15 protein-coding genes are annotated in these 17,165 nt (G+C 36.6%); 12 read left to right on the top strand and 3 right to left on the bottom strand.

Annotated features, from left to right (window positions below; translation table 11 throughout):
- Positions 1–6 precede the first annotated feature (6 nt).
- From G529_RS16480 to G529_RS0105685, 3 genes are all read right to left on the bottom strand, one after another.
- Positions 7–159 (bottom strand): hypothetical protein, encoded by a 153-nt coding sequence (locus G529_RS16480; RefSeq protein WP_157514542.1) that lies wholly within the window; start codon positions 157–159, stop codon positions 7–9.
- Positions 160–604: 445 nt separating this feature from the next.
- A complete protein-coding gene (locus G529_RS0105690; RefSeq protein WP_026914624.1) occupies positions 605–1,018 on the bottom strand; it encodes a hypothetical protein in 414 nt (137 codons plus the stop codon).
- The gene (locus tag G529_RS0105685; protein ID WP_026914623.1) at positions 1,019–2,125 is read right to left on the bottom strand and encodes a helix-turn-helix domain-containing protein; all 1,107 of its coding nucleotides are present in this window, start codon (positions 2,123–2,125) and stop codon (positions 1,019–1,021) included.
- A gap of 143 nt (positions 2,126–2,268) precedes the next feature.
- Between G529_RS0105685 and G529_RS0105680 the strand changes: the two genes are divergently transcribed.
- The 12 genes from G529_RS0105680 (at position 2,269) to G529_RS0105625 (ending at position 17,147) form a co-directional block, all read left to right on the top strand.
- Positions 2,269–2,895: a DUF6088 family protein gene (locus tag G529_RS0105680; RefSeq protein WP_245566894.1), complete on the top strand. Its 627-nt coding sequence runs from the start codon at positions 2,269–2,271 to the stop codon at positions 2,893–2,895.
- Positions 2,888–3,880, top strand: a complete 993-nt coding sequence (locus G529_RS0105675; protein WP_211220652.1) for a nucleotidyl transferase AbiEii/AbiGii toxin family protein — start codon at positions 2,888–2,890, stop codon at positions 3,878–3,880. The genes G529_RS0105680 and G529_RS0105675 overlap by 8 nt, the downstream gene beginning before the upstream one ends.
- Positions 3,881–4,054: 174 nt before the next feature.
- Positions 4,055–4,891, top strand: a complete 837-nt coding sequence (locus tag G529_RS0105670; RefSeq protein ID WP_026914620.1) for a DUF932 domain-containing protein — start codon at positions 4,055–4,057, stop codon at positions 4,889–4,891.
- Between the two features lie 370 nt (positions 4,892–5,261).
- Positions 5,262–5,540, top strand: a complete 279-nt coding sequence (locus tag G529_RS15535; protein ID WP_035695668.1) for a hypothetical protein — start codon at positions 5,262–5,264, stop codon at positions 5,538–5,540.
- An 11-nt stretch (positions 5,541–5,551) separates the two neighbouring features.
- Positions 5,552–5,902: a single-stranded DNA-binding protein gene (locus G529_RS0105660; RefSeq protein ID WP_026914619.1), complete on the top strand. Its 351-nt coding sequence runs from the start codon at positions 5,552–5,554 to the stop codon at positions 5,900–5,902.
- Positions 5,903–5,976: 74 nt separating this feature from the next.
- A complete protein-coding gene (locus G529_RS0105655) occupies positions 5,977–6,426 on the top strand; it encodes a JAB domain-containing protein (RefSeq protein WP_026914618.1) in 450 nt (149 codons plus the stop codon).
- 443 nt (positions 6,427–6,869) lie between these two features.
- Positions 6,870–7,250, top strand: a complete 381-nt coding sequence (locus tag G529_RS0105650) for a BfmA/BtgA family mobilization protein (RefSeq protein WP_026914617.1) — start codon at positions 6,870–6,872, stop codon at positions 7,248–7,250.
- Positions 7,251–7,261: 11 nt separating this feature from the next.
- A complete protein-coding gene (mobB, locus tag G529_RS0105645) occupies positions 7,262–8,293 on the top strand; it encodes a MobB family relaxase (RefSeq protein WP_026914616.1) in 1,032 nt (343 codons plus the stop codon).
- Between the two features lie 5 nt (positions 8,294–8,298).
- Positions 8,299–9,879, top strand: a complete 1,581-nt coding sequence (locus G529_RS0105640) for a type IV secretory system conjugative DNA transfer family protein (RefSeq protein WP_026914615.1) — start codon at positions 8,299–8,301, stop codon at positions 9,877–9,879.
- A gap of 125 nt (positions 9,880–10,004) precedes the next feature.
- Positions 10,005–12,767, top strand: a complete 2,763-nt coding sequence (locus tag G529_RS0105635; protein ID WP_026914614.1) for a type I restriction-modification system subunit M — start codon at positions 10,005–10,007, stop codon at positions 12,765–12,767.
- A gap of 1 nt (position 12,768) precedes the next feature.
- Entirely contained in the window at positions 12,769–14,007 is a 1,239-nt protein-coding gene (locus G529_RS16655) for a restriction endonuclease subunit S (protein WP_211220651.1), read from the top strand.
- A 14-nt stretch (positions 14,008–14,021) separates the two neighbouring features.
- Positions 14,022–17,147 carry a type I restriction endonuclease subunit R gene (locus tag G529_RS0105625; protein ID WP_026914612.1) on the top strand — a complete coding sequence of 1,042 codons (3,126 nt, stop codon included), beginning with the start codon at positions 14,022–14,024 and terminating at the stop codon, positions 17,145–17,147.
- The last annotated feature ends 18 nt before the right edge of the window (positions 17,148–17,165 follow it).

Below are 17,165 nucleotides of genomic sequence, written 5' to 3'. Positions count from 1 at the left end.
AGTTGATTACTTGATAGCCTTTGCAATGGCGGAAACAGCCGTAACAAAAGTTACTACAGTAAGAATTGTGGAAATAACTTTGGCGTTATTTCCTTTTAAATGTAAACAGGTGTCTTTTTCACAGAGACTCAACCTGTCATTTTGAAATGAATAATTCATAGTCAAAATTTAAATTAGCCCTAATTCACAGCATTTGGGTTTCGCTGATGCGTTACTTGCTTTTATCGGTAACACCTTTAAATTTTCCACCGCTGGTTTTTACGTCCATAAATTTTCCTGAGTCGGAATTTCTTTTAACGTAAAGCCCAGTTTTGGGGTTGAGTACTTGGGTACGGTTTTTAACTGCCCCTTTTCTAGCATTGTCACCCAAACGGTTTGTTCTTTGCCATAACAGGTTATTTTAAATAATTAAACAAATATTCCTTGCCACCATTCTGGTAGCGGATTATTACTCTAATTGAAAAAGGGAGATTATGTGTGAAGGACTTGTAAATACCGAAATAAGCGGTATATTTGTTTCGCCAAAAACAAAGTCTTTACAGATAATATTCCAATCTTATCTTAAAGTAAATTATAGAGCTGATATCTTAGATGTCAGCTTTTTTTATAGTGCTTTTATAAATTCCATATACTTTTTTTCTTTAACAATAGTGCCCAATATTTCATTGACAGATAAAGCATTGACTCCATTAGTTGAGGCACATTCCTTTATTAAATCGTTTCTTTCGACAAGGCATCCGTTTATAGTTTTGCAAAAATAAATAGCAGCAAAATCCATAATGTGCAACCCGTTGTACTTTATACTTTCCTTACAGGAAAACTTAAAAAATTCGCCTTCCAGCGAGTATGTCTCTATTTTACCTTCTCCAACCAAGCGTTTCAAACGATTTTGTTCTACGTAATCGTAACAAGGCGATTCTATAGCCATTTCAGTTACATAAAAAGAATCTGTTGAATTGTCTAATATCTTTAAACTATCTAAGAGGAGCAATAACTCTATGTCACTGAATACATACATCTAATTTCGCATAAAGTTTTTACCACCAAACCTCGCTTTAATATCCTTTACTGTCATATTTGACAGTTCTGCCGCCCTGGTATGGGAAAGTAAAGATTTACCCTCTTTATTATCCATATTTAATCCTTTTGCCAACAGACTGTAAAATCGTTTGGGTTTTTCTACACCGTGATAATCACCAAAAGAGGTTTCATCATTTTCTCGCCATTGGTCATAATTTTCTTTCCACGAGTGGTAAGTGTCCCAATTAATAATACTGAGAGTTAAAGCACGCATAATAATAGCCCAAATAGATATACCATAGGCGGATTTAATATTCTTTAGCTCTTCCAGTGTGATACCGTTTCTATTATCATTGAAGTGGTCGGATAGGATATCTTCAAAAAGCAACATAGCACCTGCAAAGTGATTGCAAAAACGTTCAATCTTATTATGGTCGTCAATATTAAAATTAAGGATCAGATGAGCCAATTCGTGCAAAGTTGTAAAGCGTCTTCGTGCAATGTCTGGATTTACACCGTTGAGTACGATAATTGGAACTTCGCCAGCCCAACCAGAAAAAGCAACAAAACTATTTGGCTTTTCTACCTCAAAAATTTTGATGCCTTTGTTTTCCAATAGGTGGATAACATCGTATATCGGGTTTTTGCCAAGCTTCCATTTCTTGCGAATAACCTTGACCGCATCTTCAATATCATCACCATTGGTTATCAAGATATCTTCAACCGGATTCTTGAACTTCATTTTATCGTCCATTATGTTTTCAAGCTCGATGATGTTGAAGAAATCACTTGAAATGGTTTCGATGATTTCATTTTCAAAAATTTTGTGAGAGTCTTGTTTTTCCCTATACTCAATGTTGGTCATCGAGAATGCAGACTTGTCGGTCGGATTATATTCTAAGTTTGTGCTTTCGGTATTAATTATATCGAATGGTTTCAACTTCAAAACCTTAGAAAAACGTATCAAATGATTTGTTTTCATTTCTCGTTTTCCTTCTTCAAATTTTTGAATATATGAAACTGAAAACCCTGTGTAATCAGCAAATTCTTGCTGAGATAGCCCTGCATCTTGCCTTAACTGTTTTATTCTCTTTCCGAGTTCCATTTTTAAACGTGTTAGTTCAATATTTTTACAAAGATAAATAATTTATTACATACGCACAAAAATATCAAATTTTATTTTATTGTGTGTGTTCTGTAAACTACACTGTTAAATAGATGTATTTTTGTCCCAAAAAAAGCATATATTTGGGACAAAATGTAACATTGAAGTCTGTAAAAGAGAAAATAAAGGATGAAATTCAACTTGGGAAAAAGGGTAGTATAGTATTGCCATCAGATTTTGAAATAAAGTACGGTGTAGAAAACACAAAGAAATCATTATTGCGACTTACCAATGAGGGTTTTTTAGAACGTTTGGCACGTGGAATTTACTTATATCCTGAAAGAGACGAATTATTAGGGGTGCTATATCCAGACATAGAAACTGTCGCTGAGGAAATAGCAATTCGCGATAATGCCCGTATAATTCCAACTGGAATACAAGCTTTGAATTTGCTAGGGATGTCAACACAAGTGCCATTGAATGCGATCTTTTTAACGGACGGTTCACCACGAACAATTAGAATTGGTAAGCGAAAAATAAAATTCAAAAAAGCCAGCCCGAAAAATTTAGCTGCCAGGGGTAGGTTGAGTGGTCTTGCAATACAGGCGCTAAAGGAGATTGGAAAAGAAAAGGTAACCAAAGAAGAAATCGCCAAAATTAAAGCACAGTTAAAAAAAGAAGATCCTGAAAATATATACCAAGATATGAAGCTGGCACCTTCCTGGATAGCCGATATTTTTGGGGATTTACTAATGTATTATTATGAGTGAGTTTATAAGCCTAACCAACGAACAGAAAACAAGAATATTTACCCAAGCTGGTGTAAAAGCCAACCTTCCTGCATTTGCAGTAGAAAAAGACTGGTGGGTCACAGAAATGCTTCGCATCGTTTTTTCGTTGCCTTACGCAGAAGCATTTGTATTTAAAGGCGGTACATCACTAAGTAAGGGTTATGACTTAATAAATCGATTTTCTGAGGATATTGACTTGGCCATCGACCGTGCTTATTTAAATATGGAAGGGGAATTATCTCGTTCACAGATAAAAAAACTTCGTAAGAAAAGTGCCAAGTTTATAAGTACAGAGCTACTAGCTGATATAACACAAGCAATAAAAAAAAATAAACTACCCCTTTCTTCGATAGGCGTTGAGCCTTTTGAAGATTCTGATACAGATCCTTTACGGATTTTTATAACCTATGAACCATTAACAAGACAGAGCGAATATATAGAACCAAGGATACTCTTAGAAATCAGTTGCAGGTCACTTCGTGAACCCTGTGAGGATGTTCCTATAAATTCCATTGTTGATAGAGAGTTTGAGTCAGCGGATTTTACCAATCCATCTTTTGATGTGAGAACGGTAGAACCACAGCGCACATTCTTAGAAAAGATTTTTCTGTTACACGAAGAATGGCAAAAGAAAAACATAAGGGTTGATAGGCTAAGCCGACACTTATACGATTTAGAGAAGTTGATGGACAGCGACCACGCAGAGAAAGCCTTAAAAGATGGTAAACTATTCTATGATATTGCAGAACATCGGAGTACTTTTTCGCCATTAAGAGGAATTGATTATTCTAATCATATACCAAGTTCGATTAATATAGTACCGCCAGATTCAGTTATAGAAGATTATGCCAATGACTATAATGTTATGAAAGAAAGTATGTTCACAGGGGAAGCCCTCTCGTGGGATGATATTCTGAAACGTCTTATTTTACTACAAGAAAGAATTAGGGTATTGGTGTGGTAATTTATTATCATACAATATCCACGCAAGGTAAACTCGAAAAATACACCCATCAAAAGACTACGGCATAAAGCCATCGCGCCATCCTACGCTTATTTATTCCGTTTCCTTTTGAGCTGAGATTTTAGCTTCCGTTTGGGTTATGCTTAAATATTGTTTAATCTAAATTCAAAAGCTATGTATTTACAAAATTTGCAACAGGATGAAATCTTTGTTCCATCTGAAATGAAATCCTTAAAAAGTCTGACCCAGATGGAATCCCGACAAGGGCTTGAAAATGCCATTATATCAAACGGCAAAATCGTCAATGTGGTATCAAATAGCTACGGACACATTCCTAATCAACTATTCTTCAAGAAAGCTGAAGAAATGCTGACCGATGCACAACTGAATTTCCACAAACGCACTATTAATAAAAACGACAGGTCATTTATTACTGACTTTATTATCGATGATAAAAGCCAGTTTACAGTCAAGAATGATGAGGACTTGATACTACCGATGCTTCGGTTTAAAAACTCTTATGATGGAAGTGAGAAGACCTCTGGCCACTTCGGGTTTTATAGAGAGGTGTGTTCAAATGGTCTGCACGTTTCACAAGTGGAAATTGAGTTTTCCATCAAGCACAGTAAGAACAATACTCACCTAATTATGCCGAGGCTAAACAATCTGTTCGATAAATTTCTGACTAATGAATTCTATACCATTACCAAGAATTTCGACAAGATGAAGGAATTTAAAATCATCGATATACAGGAATTTGTGAAGGCGATTCTCCACAGAACAAAATTGTTTAGATACGAATGTAGCGACAAGAATAGCGACCCATCAAAAAAGTCTCGTGAAGTCATCGAAATCTTAAACTACGAAGCATTGTTGCTCAATGAAGAACCAAATCTTTGGTTGGGCTACAATGCATTCAATTCAGTACTACACAACGTCCTAAAGAAAACCTTTGGCCAACAAGAACGGTTGGATAAAAAGCTGTTTGATGAAGTCTATGCTATGGCATAAAATAAATAAAGGTTTATCCAGTACCTCAAACTGGATGGCTAAGTATATAACAGACGGTTACACCCAAATCCACTCAGCACATTCCCCTGCATTTCGCGAAAAGCTTCATTACGGGCAAAGAGCTTCACTAGAAAGGTCTTGGACACAATCCCCAATTTCAGCTTTCCATTCCGTTAACCCTTCCCGCTATGCAGGGAAGGAACACTACATTCCCGAGCCGAAATCGTGAAGTAAGTCCGCTAAATAGAATTCCATTTATTCATTTGATGCTACTTCCTATGTTTTAATATTTCACAAACGCCTTTAGAATTACTCCCGCACCCTCACTGTCCCTCCCTTTTTTTAATAGCAAAATACCAACATTCGGAAGTTGAACGCACTGCATAAGCCAGTCGTACCTCCTTTTTATAAGTCCTTATCAATTCCAAATATTGAAAATGTTTCAGCAACAAAAAAAGGAAACAGCGAGGGCGCTATAGGAAGTAAATCTAAAATGAATCTTATGAAATCTTATAAAAACATTCAAAAGGAAGTCGCACCAAAAAAAACAAAAAAGGAAAACGCTCCAGATATAATAAGTAAATCATTTAAGAAAAATAATAAAGCAAACTATCTGAAAGGTTCAGGTGGCATAATTAGTAATCTTTAAATCTTTTAATCATGAGTACTTTAAAAAATCACGTACAGTTAATTGGAAATGTCGGACAGGATCCACAAATCACGAACCTCGAAAGCGGTAAAAAAGTTGCCCGTTTTTCACTCGCCACTAATGAGTTTTATAAAAATGAAAAAGGCGAAAAAATACAGAATACCGAATGGCACACTATCGTGGCCTGGGGAAAAACTGCAGAAATTATTGAAAAATATGCCGGAAAGGGTAAAGAGATTGGAGTAGCTGGAAAACTTAAATCCCGTAGCTATGAGGATAAAGATGGAGTAAAACGGTATGTAACCGAAGTAGAAGCCAACGAAATTCTTTTACTAGGTGTAAAAAATGGCGATAGCCAGTAATAATAAAATAAGAGGGCGGGTACTTGTTCACGGTAACGCCCTCTTTTAATTATCAACCCTTTAAAAAGTCAATAATGAAAACTAAAGTTAATGAAATCTCAATAAAATATCAGGGAAATTTTAAAATCTCTCAGGCTCCTAAAATTACTTCTTCGTTAAGTGCATCCGAACTATTATTTAGTGAGTGGAATAAAGATCAGATAGGACTGCAAGAATGCTTTAAAGTTATGCTTCTTAATAATGCCAATAAGGTTAAAGGAATCTATGAAGTTTCTACGGGTGGAATTACCGGCACATTAGTAGATTTGAGAATTCTTTTTGCGGTAGTTCTAAAGAGTTTGACTACCTCTGTTATTTTAGCACATAATCATCCCAGCGGAACTTTAAGACCGAGTGAAGCAGATAAAAGGCTTACAGAAAAAATAAAAAATGCTGCTGTGTTATTTGATATCAAAGTCCTTGATCATTTAATTATTACTCCAGACGGCAATTACTTCTCTTTTGCAGATGAGGGACTGTTATAATAGAACTTCCTTATAAATTCTAAAAAGATCTGATTTTTCAGGTCTTTTTTATGGAATCTATTTTTCACTAAAATTCCAAAAAATTGTATCTTTAAAAAGCTGAACTTCAGCAAATATAATTTTTATAGCTATCCAATTTTTGACTTTCGCTGATAGCTGTATCCATCGATAATTTACAATTTGGAATTATTCGAATTCCGAAAAAAGCAATTTGTGTATAAGCAAATTGTATGAAATTTTGTCCGCTGTGCGGACGAAAATGGAATAGCAAGAGGGTAACACGCTGCGCGATGTTACGGATTCCATTTACGTTTTAAACATCTGATTATTAGTTATTTACAATCAGTCGATATTTCAAAGTTTCTACAATTTGCGTCAAACAGCTTGAAATAGCCAGTAAACAGGGGTGGATTTACGTCAAATCTTTAAAAAAGCGAAAGAAAATGGATTCATTTATTACAATTAGGTTTAAACGGAAAACTGCCAAACGTTTTCAAGCATTTTCGAAAACACACTTCAAGTCACATACTGAAGCAATGTCAACTATTCTCGATTTTTTCTTCTATAACGAAATTTCGCCAAAGGAAAAATTAGGTCCAACGGGACGAAGAATTGAAGCAAAACTTTTAAAAAGAATTAACGCAGTTATCGCCATAATGCGAGACGTGGAAAAGACACAAACGAAACCGACGGTAGCAATGATTCAATCCCTTTTTGAAACAGAAGAACCTACAAAAAAACCGCTGATTGTAGAGAAGAAATATGTCGAAGAAAAAAAGGAAGTACGCTTTCGCGAAAAGCAAAACCCAAGTAACCAACTTTAATTTTTTGAACCATGTACATCACAATAACACCTCAAAAGTTGGGTACTAATTATTCACAAAGTTCAGCTGATTTTGTGGGCTATTTAGAGAAAGAAAACGAGGGTTTAGAACAGCAAGATATGGAACACTTTTTCAATCAATATGGCGATGAAATTTCCGCTGAAGAAGTGGTAAAAGAAATCGATGGCAACACCGCAAAATTGAAAAATAAAGAACCCAAGTTTTATTCGATTACGGTCAGTCCGTCAAAGTACGAATTGCGAAAACTTCAGAACAATAGCCAAGATTTAAAAACCTACACGCGTGAGTTGATGAAGGATTATGTTGCCAGTTTCAATCGAGAAATTCACGGAAGACCGATAACCATAGATGATATAAAATACTTCGCTAAAATTGAACATCAACGAACCTTTAAAGGAACAGATTTTCAGATTAAAGAGAATCAACCTTACGCTTCAAAAATTCTTCAGCTAAAAACTGAAATCCGAAATGTTCAAGAAGGAAGAGTTGAAGGAAATTTTAAAAGTATGAAAAGGGAAGTAGCAAAATTGGAACGCCAAGCACCGCATCAACAAAACGGAAAACGGATTATCCAGGGAATGCGAAAAGATGGATACCAAAGTCATATCCATATCATCGTTAGCAGAAAGGATGCTTCGAATTCGGTTAGTCTTTCTCCAGGAAGCAAACACAAAGCTTCGGTAGTGGAAATGCACGGTAAAAAGGTAAAGCGCGGTTTTGATAGAGATACCTTTTTCGCGAAAGCGGAAAAAACGTTTGACAAGACTTTTGACTATAAACGCAACTTTGCAGAATCCTATAAAGCCCGAAAGGATTTTGTAAAGAATCCTAATCTATACTTCGCCGCCTTGATGAAGTTGCCAGCCAATGAAAAAGCATTGGCTTTCAAAATGATCACAAAAACGGGATTGCCCATAGTGCCAAGTATTCCAATTATTCAAGCACAAATTGCACTTCGGGTTTTTAAGCAATTAAGACGTGGTGTAGAAGTGGCCATTAAATCAAGTTCAATAGGGATCTAATTGATATGGAGATAGACAATTTTATATCGGTACTTTCAATTATTGGTTTATCCAGTATGGTTTTCTATGCGATGTTTCGGGTTAGCAAGTATGCGTTTCTTTTGAATATCGCAATACTTTTATTTCTCATTTTCTTTATTTCTGAAGGGAATGAATTAGTATCAATATTGCTGTATCTAGCGTGTCCTCTAATGCTAATTAATATAGGGTTCTATGTCTTTCTACACAAAACTGAAACCGTACAGAATGGCGATAGAAAATATCAAGTCAATTTTGCTACGACCAAAGGAAATTTCAAATTGGATAATATCAAAAGGGGCGCATCCATAATAGGTTCTGCCGGAAGTGGAAAGACCGAAAGTGTGGTGTATGGCTTTTTAAAACATTTCCGGAAAGAACAGTTTTGTGGAATTATTCACGACTACAAAGATTTTGAACTGACCGAAATGGCATTTCCACTTTTTAAGGATAGCGATATCCCGTTTAAAGTCATTTCCTTCGATAAAATCATCCACAGGGTAAATCCTATTGCACCACGTTATTTAGAGAATGAGGAAAGCGTAAATGAGGTGTCAAGGGTATTGATTGAAAACCTTTTGGAACAAAGAGAAAGTGGAACAACAGGAACAACCAAATTTTTTAACGATGCAGCTGAAGGTTTGATTGGTGGTTTGATTTGGAAGCTGAAAACCGACTATCCCAACTACTGTACGCTTCCACATTTAATAGCGATTTATCAATTATTGGACACGGATAGCCTTATTCAATTTTTGGAGACCAACACCACATCGAGGGCAATGGCAGATGCATTTATTAGTGGTAAGGATTCTGATAGGCAGACCGCTGGTGTAAAAAGCACCTTGGCCAATGCGCTGAAACGAATTAGCACACAGCGCATTTTTATGGCATTATCCGCAGACGAAGTGCCACTAAATATTAATAGCGAGGATAATCCAGCAATTATTTCAGTAGTAAATAATCCAAAATATGAAACATCCTATTCGCCTGTTGTTGCAACCATTATTCACACTATTACCAAGCAAATGAGCGCACGCGGTCAGAGACCGTCTTTTTTATTGATGGAAGAAGCACCTACCATCCGATTACTGAATATGCACCGCATTCCGGCAACGCTCAGAAGTTATGATATTGCTACTGTGTATGTGATGCAGGACAAAATTCAGAATGATATGATGTATGGCGATAAGGCAAGCAAAGCGATTTTGAGCAACCTATCCTACCAGTTCTTCGGAAAGGTCAATGACCCAGATACGGCTAAATATTATGAACGCTTTTTTGAAATTATAAAAGATCCTACCAAAAGCATAAGTCGCGGCCATAATCTCGATTTTGATACTCGTATTACGACTGGCGAAAAAGAAATCCCAAAGATAAGAGCAGACGTTTTTTTTAGATTGAAACAAGGCGAGTTTATTACCTATGCCGATGGTAAGGATAAGAAAGTTCAGTTTAAATTAGCCCGAATTCAACGGCAGCTTCCTGAAGAATCCATGCAATTTTCTAAGGCAGATTTAGCGGCTAATTTTGAGCGGATTTATGATGAGGCTAGGTCAATATTTAAATGATCCTAATCTCCATTTAAGAATTTATCGTGCTGATTATCTAAGAAACTTTATCTTTAAAATTTCCTAAAGTTTAATATATTTTTGCCCCTAATTAAATATAGGATGGTAATCTTTTTATTACAAATATGAACAAACAACAACTAGCCGCCAAAATATGGGAATCTGCAAATCAGATGCGATCCAAGATTGAGGCCAATGAATATAAAGATTATATATTAGGTTTTATATTCTATAAATACCTGTCTGAAAAACAATTACAATTTGCCAAGAAAGCAGATTTTACTGATGCTGATATTGAAGTATTAAGTGAAGAAGATGAAGAAACTGTAAACTTCATCAAAGACAATTTAGGTTACTTTATCGCTTATGACGATTTATTCCACACCTGGCTAAAAAGCGGTAGAGACTTTGATGTTTCAGACGTGCGTGATGCTCTTTCTGCATTTAGCCGTTTGATAAGTCCTAAACACAAGAAACTCTTTGATGGGATTTTTGACACGCTGCAAACAGGTTTGAGCAAACTGGGAGAAAATGCTGCAAAACAGACCAAGGCTATAAACGACCTGTTACATCTTATTAAGGATATCCCGATGGATGGAAAACAGGATTATGACGTGCTAGGTTTTATCTACGAATACCTCATAAGTATGTTTGCCGCAAATGCCGGTAAAAAGGCGGGAGAATTCTATACACCGCACGAGGTGTCTGTCCTAATGTCTGAAATTATCTCAGATCACTTAAAAGACAGAAAGGAAATTCAAATCTATGATTCTGCAAGTGGCTCTGGATCATTGCTTATCAACATAGGAAATAGTGTTGCAAAGCATATGGACGACAAGAACAATATTAAATACTTTGCACAAGAATTAAAAAAGAACACCTATAACCTTACCAGAATGAATCTGGTAATGCGTGGTATTTTGCCCACAAATATTGAAACGCGCAACGGCGACACACTGGAAGATGACTGGCCGTATTTTGATGAGAATGATCCCATCCGTACCTACAAACCTTTATATGTAGATGCTGTAGTCTCGAACCCACCCTACTCGCAAAAATGGTCGCCAGCTCATAAAGATGCAGACCCTAGATATGCAAGATTCGGACTCGCACCTAAGACTAAAGCAGATTATGCTTTTCTACTACACGATCTGTTCCACATAAAACCAGATGGTATTATGTCTATCGTATTACCCCACGGTGTGCTCTTCCGTGGTGGTGAGGAAGGTAACATACGTAGGCAGCTCATAGAGTCTAATCATATAGACGCTATTATAGGATTGCCACCTAGTATTTTCTTTGGCACAGGAATTCCAACGGTAATAATCGTTCTCAAACAAAAGCGCAGTAATACAGATGTCCTGATCATAGATGCATCAAAAGGCTTTATCAAGGAAGGAAAGAACAACAAACTAAGAGCATCAGACATCAAGAGAATTGCAGACGCAGTGCGGAACAGAGAAAGTAGACCCAAATTCTCGAGAGTTGTAAAAAGAGACGAGATAAGAGGCAATGACTATAATTTAAATATACCGCGCTATGTAGATTCATCTGAAGATCCAGAGAACTGGGATATTTATGCATCAATGTTTGGCGGTATTCCTATTAAAGAAATAGATGAGCTAGGGGTATATTGGGAATCCTTTCCTGGATTGCGAGATGTTATGTTCTCAAACAACTCTGCGGTAAATGCGAGATTACAGGTAGAGGATATCCATTCAGCTATCCTGGAGCATGATAGCATTAAAACATTTATATCAAATTTTAAAACTGCCTTTGCTAGTTTAGAAGGCTATCTTAAAGAAGAACTACTTAGCGATATGGATGCCGTGCGCATATCACGAGAAAAAACCATTCTAAGCAACGATATTTTTAAACGTTTAAAATCCCTGCCGCTTATAGATAAATATCAGGCATACCAGCTGCTGGATGATGAATGGGACACCATAAAGATAGATCTTGAGATTATCCAGACAGAAGGTTTTAATGCCACACGTGTGGTAGATCCTAATATGGTATTGAAAAAGAAAGACGGTAAAGAGCAAGAAGTGCAAGAAGGCTGGAAAGGTCGTGTGATGCCTTTTGAACTGGTGCAGGAGCAATTTTTGCACAGAGAATTACAAGAGTTACAGCAAAAGGAAAACCGTCTCGTGGCTATTGTTACAGAAATAGAAGAGCTTATAGATAACCTGCCAGAAGATGAAAAAGAAAGCAGTCTTCTTAATGATAAGAATGATGCTTTTATGGCAAAGGAATTAAAAGATGCGCTAAAGGATATTTATGCCGATGTCGAGTCTGAAGAAATAAATGCCCTCAGGGCTTATTATGAAGTGCTGGACAATAAACCTAAAAAAGCCGAAAAGCTGGCATTTATTGAAGCTAATAAAACGATACAATGGACCGCGATGGATGCCAATAAGGATGGTACCTATGGTAAAGGAGCTGTGAATAAATATCTGGCACAGTTACAGGCAGCCTTTAATTTCCCAAAAGATTCTCTCGAGTCTCAATTAGTAATGGCAGCGAGCTTACTTGCCGAAGAAAAAGAGGTGAAAGCAGTGGTAAAAAAAGAAGCGGCAGCTCTGCATCTACTCACTAAAGAAACCATTGAAAACTTAACCGAAGCACAAGTCTATTATTTATTGGAACACAAATGGGTAACACCAGTAGTAAAGGCAATGCATAGTTTACCACTTGAAATACTGGATACGCTTTCGCGAAAGCTACAATCACTCTCTGAAAAATATGCCGTAACCTACTCAAATGTAGCCAGGGATATCAATGAAGCAGAAAATTCACTGTCAACCTTGATGGATGATCTTACAGGAAGTGAGTTTGATATGCAAGCCATCAATGAGTTTAAAACATTATTAAAAACCGATGGATAAAATGGCAGAAAAAAAGAAAAGTCCAGAAATTCGGTTTGCAGGTTTTACAGACGAATGGCGAGAAGTAGAATTAGGCGAAATTCTAACAGAACGAAATGAACTTCAAAAAATATCTGAGGATGCACCTATTTTAGCTTTTGCATCAGGGCAAGGCGTGATTGACAGAAGTGAGAGAAGATCAAACAATCGAGACCACTTGACTTTAGATCAGGAAAATAAAATTTACAAATTAACAGAGCTTGAGGATATCGTTTACAATCCATCAAATCTTAAATACGGCGCAATAGATAGAAACAAGCATGGTAGAGGTGTCATATCGCCAATCTATGTAACTTTTACTACAAAGGAAGAGCCGTCATTTATTGAACGAATAGTAAAAAGCGAAAAGTTCAAGTTAAGAGCATTACAGTATGAAGAAGGAACAGTAGTAAAGCGCCAATCTGTTAAGCCTGAAAACTTATTATCACTTAAGATCAATTTACCAAAATCAAAAAGAGAACAAAAGGAGATAGGTGTTTTATTTGATAAGCTTGAATCATCCATAGTTAATCATACAAAAAAATATGAAAAACTATTGAAATTGAAAAAAGCAATGCTTATCAAGATGTTTCCACAAAACGGTGCAACAGCTCCAGAAATACGTTTTAAGGGATTTGATGAGAAGTGGAAAAGTAAAAAACTTGAAAATTTGGGCACATTCTTAAAAGGTAGCGGTTATTCCAAAAGCGATCTTTTAAAAAATGGAATACCTATTATTTTATATGGTCGTCTTTACACGAATTATACATTAATCATTGAAAATGTTGAAACATTTACGAAACCAAAAGAGGGTTCCCTTTATAGTGAAGGTGGTGAAGTAATAATTCCTTCTTCTGGAGAATCATCTGAAGACATAGTTACTGCTTCCGTAATTAAAAATGCTCAAGTGATAATAGGAGGTGATTTAAATGTAATACGCCCAAAAGAAAATTTGGATTCTACATTTTTAGCCTTGTCGATCTCAAACGGGATAATGTATAATGAATTAATAAAAAAAGCACAAGGTAAATCAGTCGTTCATATTAGAAATAGTGATTTACAAGAAACTAATTTATTGCTTCCAGATATCTCGGAACAAAAAAAAATTGGACAATATTTTGAAATCTTAGATAGGAATATATCAAAGCATAATTCCCAGATTGCAAAACTTAAGACTATTAAGAAAGCCTTTCTTAACAAATTATTCCTCTCGCAGGATTAAAGTCATCACACCGTATGATATTCAAGAAAGAAACAGAATTTGAAGAAGCATTAATTGCTGCGCTCACTACTAAAGGTTGGGAGAATGAAATCCTTAAATATCCTACAGAAAAGGTATTGATAGATAACTGGGCAAGCATCCTGTTTGAGAACAATCGTAATATAGACCGTTTAAATGACCATCCCTTAACAGATGGCGAGATGCAGCAAATACTGGAACAGGTAAAAGCGCTGCGGACGCCACTTAAACTCAACAGCTTTATTAATGGTAAGACAGTTGCCATTACCAGAGACAATCCCAATGACACGCTACATTATGGTAAAGAAATAAGTCTAAAAATATACGATCGCTTTGAGATTGTTGGTGGCCAGAGCAGGTATCAAATTGCACAACAACCACAGTTTAAGGGCAAATCAAAAATTTTAAATGATAGACGTGGGGATTTGGTTTTACTAATTAATGGTATGCCTGTCATCCACATTGAGCTTAAAAAGAGTAATGTTGCAGTAAGTCAGGCCTATCATCAGATAGAAAAATATGCAAATGCCGGATTGTTCACAGGCATATTTTCACTTATTCAAGTCTTTGTGGCAATGGAGCCGGAAGAAACCAAATATTTTGCAAATCCAGGTCCAGACGGTAGGTTCAACAAAGACTTCTATTTTAATTGGGCAGATTTTAATAATGAGCCTATAAACCATTGGAGCGATATAGCGGCATCGCTATTGTCTATTCCTATGGCGCATCGTCTCATAGGTTTTTACACCGTACCAGATAGTAGTGATGGTATTCTAAAAGTGATGCGCAGCTACCAGTACTATGCTGCAAATGCCATAAGTGATAAGATCACAAATACAGACTGGAAAAGCAAGCAGGCTTTGGGCGGTTTTGTATGGCACACCACAGGATCTGGTAAAACGATGACTAGTTTTAAGAGTGCACAGCTCATTGCAAATTCTAAAGATGCAGATAAGGTTATTTTCCTGATGGATCGTATTGAGCTGGGCACACAATCACTTAAAGAATATCGAGGCTTTTCAGATGACAACGAAGATGTGCAGGCTACAGAGAATACTGGTGTGCTCGTCACAAAACTTAAAAGCGATGATCCAGCAAATACATTGATAGTTACTTCTATCCAGAAAATGAGCAATATCAATGACGAAGAAGGTGGATTAAAATCGGCTGATATTGAGATAATGAATAGTAAGCGTATTGTATTCATTGTAGATGAAGCGCACCGCAGCACCTTTGGCGATATGCTTATCACAATCAAGAATACCTTTCCCTGGGCTATTTTCTTTGGTTTTACGGGCACGCCCATACAAGATGAAAACCAGAAAAAGATGAATACCACATCTACGGTATTTGGCGATGAGCTTCACAGATATAGTATTGCCGATGGAATACGGGATAGAAATGTATTGGGTTTTGACCCCTATAAAGTGCTAACCTATAAAGATAAAGACCTGCGAACAGCGGTTGCTTTAGAAAAAGCCAAAGCTGTAGATGTAACAGAGGCCCTAAGCGATGATAAGAAAAAAAAGATCTTTTTGAAGTATATGAATGAGGTCACTATGGCTGGATCTTATAATAGCGCTGGGCAATACGTTACCGGTATTGAAGATCATCTATCATCGTCACAATACGACCGTGAAGCACATATTACAAAGGTGGTAGAGGATATTCTGGAAAACTGGCAAATATTGAGTCAGAATGGAAAGTTTCACGCCATTTTTGCGACGAGCAGTATTCCTATGGCGGTTCTTTACTATCAAGTCATAAAAAGAGCCAAACCAGATTTAAAAATTACTGCGCTATTTGACCCTACTATAGATAACAATGGTAATAGTGAGTATAAAGAAGAAGCTCTTGTAGAAATTATAGAAGACTATAATGAGCGGTACGATCAGGACTTTAGGATGGCAAACCATGCTAAAATGAAAAAGGATATTGCCGCCAGACTGTCTCACAAGGAACCCTATTTAAGAATAGAAACCGAGCCAGAAAAGCAACTGGATCTTCTAATAGTGGTTGATCAAATGCTTACAGGATTTGATTCAAAATGGGTCAACACGCTCTATATGGATAAAAAGATGCAGTATGAGAACATCATACAGGCATTTTCTCGTACTAATAGACTCTTTGGTCCAGATAAACCACACGGTACGATACGCTATTACCGCAAGCCACATACAATGGATCGCAATATAAGAGCGGCCATAAAACTGTATTCTGGAGATAAGCCCATCGGTTTATTTGTGGAGCAGCTCGACTATAATTTAAACGCTATGAATAGCGTTTTTGATGACATTGCCCACTTATTTAATGCTGCTGGAGTAGAAAACTTCGAGAAGTTACCAGACAACCTTGCAGAAAGAGGTCGTTTTGCAAAGTTGTTCAGCTATTTTAATGCGTATCTGGAAGCCGCAAAAATTCAAGGCTTTAACTGGAAAAAACTCAAATACACATTTGGAAAAGGTAAGGAAAAAAAGGTTGTAGAATTAGCTCTGGACGAGAATACCTATTTAATTCTAGCCCTGAGATATAAAGAACTCTTTTCTGATAGTGGCGGTGGCGGCAGTTTAGATGTTCCCTACGAGATAGACGGGCACCTTACAGAAATTGATACCGAAAAGATTGATGCTGACTATATGAACTCCCGCTTTGAAAAGTATTTAAAAATACTTCAAAGCGATAAAATTGGGAAAGAAGAAATACGCCAGACCCTTGATGAGCTGCACAAATCATTTGCTTCCCTAACCCAGGAAGAACAGAAATATGCGAATCTGTTTTTGCATGATGTACAGCGTGGTAGCGCAAAATTGGAAGCTGGAAAAACTTTTAAAGATTACATAACACGTTATCAGTTTAATGCAAAGAACGATCAGATAAGAAAAATCGCAACGGTATTAGGATTGGATGAATCACGCTTACGCGAAATGATGGATTCAGGTTTAAATGCAAAGAACATCAACGAGTATGGCAGATTTACAGAACTAAAGGATACCGTAAACAAAGAGAAAGCAAAAGCATATTTTGACGCACTTGAAGAAACAAACTTACCACAATTCAAAGTCAACATTAAGGTAGATAATCTTCTTCAACATTTTATCCTTGAAGGTGGATTTGAGCTTTGATTAGTTTAAAAGATCAAG

The organism is Christiangramia portivictoriae DSM 23547 (assembly GCF_000423045.1).
Lineage (GTDB): Bacteria > Bacteroidota > Bacteroidia > Flavobacteriales > Flavobacteriaceae > Christiangramia > Christiangramia portivictoriae.
The sequence above is the reverse complement of the archived record's forward strand: the minus strand, read 5'-3'. Positions and strand labels throughout refer to the sequence as shown.